A 6,382-nucleotide genomic window follows, 5' to 3' on the forward strand; every position below is an offset into this window, starting at 1 on the left:
ACATTTCCTCCTTTTATTTTCCTAAACAGAATTGACTGAATAATTGAGTGATTAATTCATCTTGTACACTGTCTCCAACGACTTCCCCTAAGTAGTCCCAACAGCGTGTCATATCGATTTGAACAAGATCTACAGGCATCCCTGCTTCAATCCCAGCAACTACTTCTGCTAATGAAATTGATGCTTTTTCAAGTAGAGCAATATGTCTGGTATTTGATACATACGTAGCATCTCTTTCACCGGTTTGCCCACCAAAGAATAAATCAGCGATAGCTGTTTCTAATTGATCTAAACCATCATTTTTAGCCACAGAAACGGCAAACACCGGTTCATCTTCTAACCACTGATCAAGTTCTTCTTTTTCTAACTTTTGCGGCAAATCTGTTTTATTTAAAAGTACAATCCGTTTCAAACCGTTAGTGGCTTCTAAAAGCTGCTCGTCTTCTCTGGTCAGTGGCTCACTTTGATTCAAGACCAATAAAATCAAATCCGATTCAGATAATGCTTTTCGACTTCTTTCTACTCCGATCTGTTCCACGAGATCTTCTGTTTCACGGATTCCTGCTGTATCAATTAATTTCAATGGTACACCACGAACGTTCACGTATTCTTCGATGACATCTCGTGTCGTTCCCGCAATATCTGTTACAATTGCTTTTTCTTCTCGCAATAAGTGATTCAACAAGCTTGATTTTCCGACATTTGGACGACCGATGATAGCTGTACTTAATCCTTCACGCAAGACTTTTCCTTGTTTCGATGTAGCAAGTAAAGCTTGGATCCTTTGTTGGATCATCGTCGCTTTTTCAAGCAATAATCGTGTAGTCAATTCTTCCACATCATCGTATTCAGGATAATCGATATTGACTTCTACTTGTGCTAATGTTTCTAAGATCTCTTGTCTTAATGAACGAATCAACGAAGAAAGATTGCCATCTAATTGATTTAAAGCTAAGCCCATTGCTTTGTCCGTTTTCGCCCGAATTAAATCCATCACGGCTTCTGCTTGAGAAAGATCTACACGACCATTTAAGAAAGCTCTTTTTGTAAATTCTCCAGGTTCAGCTAGTCTTGCTCCTTCTCGTAATAGCAGTTGTAAAATTTGATTTACGACTACGATCCCACCATGACAATTGATTTCAACGACATCTTCACGAGTAAATGTTTTAGGTGCTAACATAACAGAAACCATCACTTCATCAATGATCTGTTCATTCTTTGGATCAGTAATATGCCCATAATGAATCGTATGACTAGGTACTTCCAATAAGCTTTTCTTGCCACAACGATAGACTTTATCTGCTAAAGCTACCGCTTGGTCTCCACTAAGTCGAACAATACTGATCGCTCCTTCTCCTGGTGGGGTAGAAATTGCAGCAATCGTATCAAATTCTAAAGTAATTTCAGCCATTTTTTCACTCCCTTTTTAATTTTACGCACAAAAAAAGTGCCCACTTCACCCTTTACAATAAATGGTGAACTTCGCACTTTGACTGCTTGTCCATGATTAAATTCTGAACATAGGTTATCATATTTAGTTACAAGACACAAGTATTGAAAATAGAGAACTCTGACAACTTCTGCTTTTTTACAATATCGTAAAAATTTTTTTCATTTATACATTCATTCTGATTTGAGGATATTGTACATTCTTTTTATTTCATCCTTTGTATCGTCGCGATCCTTTTCACGACTATTCAACATAAAAAATAGCCATTCAAAACAAATCGCTATCTCATCTCAGTTCTACAAAAAAACACACGAAGGCTAACCTCCATGTGCTTTTTCTATCAAAGTAAGACTACTTAAGCATCGTATACTCCGATAAGAATGATTTCTAATAAAATATACTTTGTTTAAAAAAGTTTGTCAATGTGATTCCTAAAAAGAACCACGCATATCAACCATTAAATTTTGTTTTTCTCAATATAACTGATCTTCTATGTATGATTGAATGAATTTTCAACTATAGGATAAAACGACATTTATTTTATCCCTATTCAGGAGGGTTTACCTCTATCTTTCCAATCCAGAGTTTAGTCTTTCTGCTTTTTTCTTTTTTGAAACTTTTTTATTTACAGCAGCAACTTTTCTCAGGTATTCTTCACCCGTTTTTCTATTATGTAACTCGTTTTTAACATCTTTCTGATTTATAAGAAACTGGTTTGTAAGCACGTCTCCAACTTTTTCTCCAGCTTCATTTACAACATCTATTAACAATTCTTTTTTTACTATTTTCATGCTTGGCGTCTCTTGCGCCAATTCTTTTTTATTTTTAAGAAAAAACGCGTAATTCTGATCAAGTAAATCACTATAACTCTGGTTCTTGACCTCATCTTTAGCAACTTTTAGCAGCATTTCATCCATACCCTCAATTTGTTTACATTGATCATACTCTTTGTCTTTAATAATTGCCTTAGTTTTATAACCTAGTGTATATTTGAATGCTAATCCTATATTTTTTACGATACATGCCCCTGTCATTTGTGACCTTGCAACATAATTTTCAAACTTACATTCTGATGCATGATGATGAAGCTCTTTTAACGGAAATTCTGTTGTCTTATGAAAAAACAACATATATTTATCTTGGAAAAAGCTTCCAAAGCTCACACCTTCTTTTCGGGACAAACTTAAAAAATCTCGCCATTTGGGAGCATATCTTCCTATACGAACAGCTTTTGAAATGGCTTCTATGTTTTCTTTTGATTCTTCAAACTCATATACATAGATTGATTTTAATTGTTTGGTATCCAGATCTACCCACACTTTTTCTACTGCTGCGAAACTCTCTACAAATTCTGCTTTATCCTCCTTACTAACGCCTTTCCAAAGGTCTAATTTCTTTTTATCGGAAAAATCATTCCAGTTTTCCCATTGATAAAACGACGCTATTTTATTTAAATGCTCAAGAGAAATTTTTCCATCAACATTTGGCGCTTCATTAGGTACAAGTTGACCTCCTTTATTACAAACGCGCACTTTAATTTTATTGTCTTCTTTTTGAATAAGCAGGCTGACACTATGAACATCGCCTGCTCTTCGGTTATACATGATTGGTATAACTAAAAAACTATCCGGATCATTATTTACCAAGTCTTTCATGCATGGCTTAAAATATTTGTTATCGTAACTACATCCTATACTACCGTTTAAAGAGTTTATTAAGTTCTTTCGTTCTCTACCATTTTCTGTAAACTGTTCAGGATTTTTTTCAACTACCTTTTTATACAAATACATATACTCTATAAGGTTATCATATTTTACTCCAGCCTCATTATCCAGCATATTAGAAGTCCAATTCCATTTTTGATTAAAGACATGCGACATTTCTGCAATATACTTTTGTTCATTTTTTACATATTTTTCACGAGCTTTTTCGATATCTTTTATCATTTTTTTTCTTTTTTTCTCTTCCATTTTTCCCTTCCTTTTCCCCCAGTCGTATTCACAGTAACATAGATTATTTTGGAGAAAGAAACTTTTTTTTAGAAAACAGAGAAAAAAAGATTTCTTGCAAAACACAACAAAAATAAAGTAGCGAAAAAGTAATCAGTTTACTTTTTCGCTACTTCATTGATTTAAACTTCTCTTATTTATCAAGCATTATTTCATTAACAAGCATTTGTTAATGAAGCAAACTCTTTTAGTGTTTATAATCGTTTTTTTACAGGTTCTACTACTAGATAACGATAAGGCTCGTCTCCTTCAGAATGAGTTTTCACATATTCATTCTTGCTTAATGCCGCATGGATTTGTTTTCTCTCAAATGCCGGCATTGGTTCTAAGAAGACTGGTTGACCGGATTTAATTGCTTTTTCGGCAGTACGATCTGCTAAGCGTTGAATGATTTCTTGTCTTTTTTCACGATAATTACCAACGTTTACTACTACAGATAGTTTATTTTTAGCAATACGGTGAATGAAAACTTGGGCTAAATACTGTAACGCATTTAATGTTTTGCCGTGTTTGCCAATTAAAATCCCTTGTTTTTGTGTATCTAATTGAAAAACGACGGTATTTGCTTCGCGTGTCATTTTTACTAAAGCTGGCGCATCTAATTGCTTGGTAATATCCGTGAGATAGACTGCTAATTCCGTTAAAGCTGCTTCATCGCCTAATTCACTGGTTTCTACTTCTTCTGTGAAGACTTCAATGGTTTCAGTTTCTTCTATCGTTTTTTCTAAAGGTTCTTCTAAAACTTCTTCTACCGTTTCTTCAATTGCTTCTGAAACAGTTTCACTAATTGAAGGTTCGATCTTAAGACGAGCATTCTTACGCCCGATCCCCAGAAATCCTTTCTTACCTTCATCTAGTATCTCAATTTCAACTTGCTCTTTATCCAATCCTAAATCGTTTAAACCAAGTTGGATTGCTTCATCAATTGTCGCAGCTTCATAAATCGGCATTAGCATTCCCTCCCTTATTTTTTACGTTTTTTCTTCGGACTCATGGCTTTTTTCAACGCACGTTCTTTTTCACGAATACGTTGAGCTTCTTCTTCTCGCTCTTTTCTAATCTTAAATGGATTATTGATTAGTAATGTTTGAACGACTTGGAAAGCATTAGATATTACCCAATATAATGAAAGACCACTTGCTAAGTTGACCCCCATAACTAAGATCATCACAGGCATCACAAAATTCATGATCTTCATTGATGCATTTGATTCAATTTGACTCATGCTACTTAGATACGTACTTGCAAAAGTAAATACCGCAGCAAGGATCGGTAAAATAAAGGTTGGATCTGCTGTTCCTAGATTTAACCATAAAAAGTTTCCTTGTTTTAATTCAGGCACACGTGAAATCGATTGCCATAACGCCATCAAAATCGGCATCTGTACTAACAACGGTAAACAACCAGCATATGGGTTCACATTATTTTCCGCATATAAACGTTGTTGCGCTTCACGTAACTTACTTTGTGTCTCAGGATCTTTTGAACTATATTCTTGTTGTAGTGCTTTTAATTTTGGTTGAAGTTCTTGGGTTTTTCGCATACTCTTGGTTTGAAAATGCATCAACGGCATCAAGATCACACGAATGATCAAAGTGAATAAAATAATCCCAATCCCTGCATTTCCAAATGACAATGCCTTGATCGCTTCTGCAAAATAATAAACGATGTAGCGATCCCAAATTCCTGTGCTTTGTGCACTTACTTCTCCAGTTCCACAACCGGATAAGACAACGACTAGACTGATAATGCCTGCCATCAAAAGTAAACGTTTGTATTTCTTCACTTACTCTTTTCCTCTCTATCGATTATTTTTGCAAGTTTTAAGACATGGACTAGATTGGAACGAATCTCATCGTAAGTTAGTCCCTTGACACTTGGTCTTGCAATCACGATAAAATCCAATTCCGGATCGATCTGTTCTTTTACAGAATAGACCGCCGCACGAATCTTACGTTTTACCTCATTGCGACATACTGCATTGCCCACTTTTTTACCTACTGAAAGCCCGACACGAAAATGTGGCTGGTCTTTTTTTTCTAAGCGGTAAACGACAAATTTACGATTAGCAAATGACGTTCCTGTATGGAATACGTTTTGAAACTCTCGTTCTTTTTTGACTCGATACGCTTTTCTCATTCGTTTTCTTTCCTTTTCTATCTTTCACTTACGTCCATAATCATAACATATTTCTCTTTATTCTTTCAGCTTTTCCCTAAAAAAGGGCATAAAAAAAACCACTGAAACCCCAGTGGCTTAAGCTGAAAGAACTTTTCTTCCTTTACGGCGACGGCTTGCTAAAACACGACGGCCATTTTTAGTACTCATACGTTTACGGAATCCGTGAACTTTTTGACGTTTACGTTTATTTGGTTGGTATGTTCTTTTCATGTATTCCACCTCCAAAATTTCTTATCTACTGTTAAAACACAGACATACTTTGATAGTATAACGACAATCAAGGTAATTTGTCAATATAAAATGAAAGGAAACTTCTGGATTTATGCATTCTATTTTTCCACAGTTTAGTTTTTTTTCGTGTGATTCATTTGTGGAAAAAGTTATACACAAGATTTATCCACAATTATTTTTTAGGGTTTTTTACACAGAATAAACACCTGTAAAAAAAGTAATCCACAAACAGTCATTTATCTGTGAATTGAATGCTTAACTCCTTGATAAACAACGGTTTTTTATCCACAACCTACCTGGGATTTCTGTCTTTAAAACACACTTATCCACCTGTTGATTAGTGATGTGGATAAATATTTTTCCTCGTTGTGATTTTTTTTGTTTTTTTCTCTCTTAATTTTGTGGATAATCTCAAATAAAAAATTTTTTCTGCTCTTTCTGTGGAAAACTATATGAAAAAATGATAAATTAGTACTAGTTATTCACTTTTTAATGAAGGAGGAAGCCTTAT

General features: G+C 34.7%; 6 protein-coding genes. All 6 read right to left on the bottom strand.

The annotated features are described in order from the left end of the window. Positions 1-13: 13 nt before the first annotated feature. On the bottom strand, positions 14-1,411 hold the full coding sequence (gene mnmE, locus IGK81_RS13150; RefSeq protein ID WP_010736772.1) for a tRNA uridine-5-carboxymethylaminomethyl(34) synthesis GTPase MnmE: 1,398 nt from the start codon (positions 1,409-1,411) through the stop codon (positions 14-16). A 605-nt stretch (positions 1,412-2,016) separates the two neighbouring features. After that, on the bottom strand, positions 2,017-3,420 hold the full coding sequence (locus IGK81_RS13155) for a hypothetical protein (protein WP_034697658.1): 1,404 nt from the start codon (positions 3,418-3,420) through the stop codon (positions 2,017-2,019). Positions 3,421-3,653: 233 nt separating this feature from the next. Beyond that, positions 3,654-4,409, bottom strand: a complete 756-nt coding sequence (gene jag, locus IGK81_RS13160) for an RNA-binding cell elongation regulator Jag/EloR (RefSeq protein WP_034697661.1) — start codon at positions 4,407-4,409, stop codon at positions 3,654-3,656. Positions 4,410-4,423: 14 nt separating this feature from the next. After that, positions 4,424-5,245, bottom strand: a complete 822-nt coding sequence (locus IGK81_RS13165; RefSeq protein WP_010720506.1) for a YidC/Oxa1 family membrane protein insertase — start codon at positions 5,243-5,245, stop codon at positions 4,424-4,426. Continuing rightward, entirely contained in the window at positions 5,242-5,598 is a 357-nt protein-coding gene (gene rnpA / locus IGK81_RS13170; RefSeq protein WP_010720505.1) for a ribonuclease P protein component, read from the bottom strand. Before rnpA ends, IGK81_RS13165 begins: the two co-directional genes overlap by 4 nt. Positions 5,599-5,715: 117 nt before the next feature. Continuing rightward, complete coding sequence (rpmH, locus tag IGK81_RS13175) at positions 5,716-5,850, bottom strand: 50S ribosomal protein L34 (protein ID WP_002293121.1); 135 nt, start codon at positions 5,848-5,850, stop codon at positions 5,716-5,718. Positions 5,851-6,382: the final 532 nt, after the last annotated feature.

The sequence above is a fragment of the Enterococcus sp. DIV0703 genome (genome assembly GCF_051711065.1).
GTDB lineage: Bacteria > Bacillota > Bacilli > Lactobacillales > Enterococcaceae > Enterococcus_B > Enterococcus_B hirae.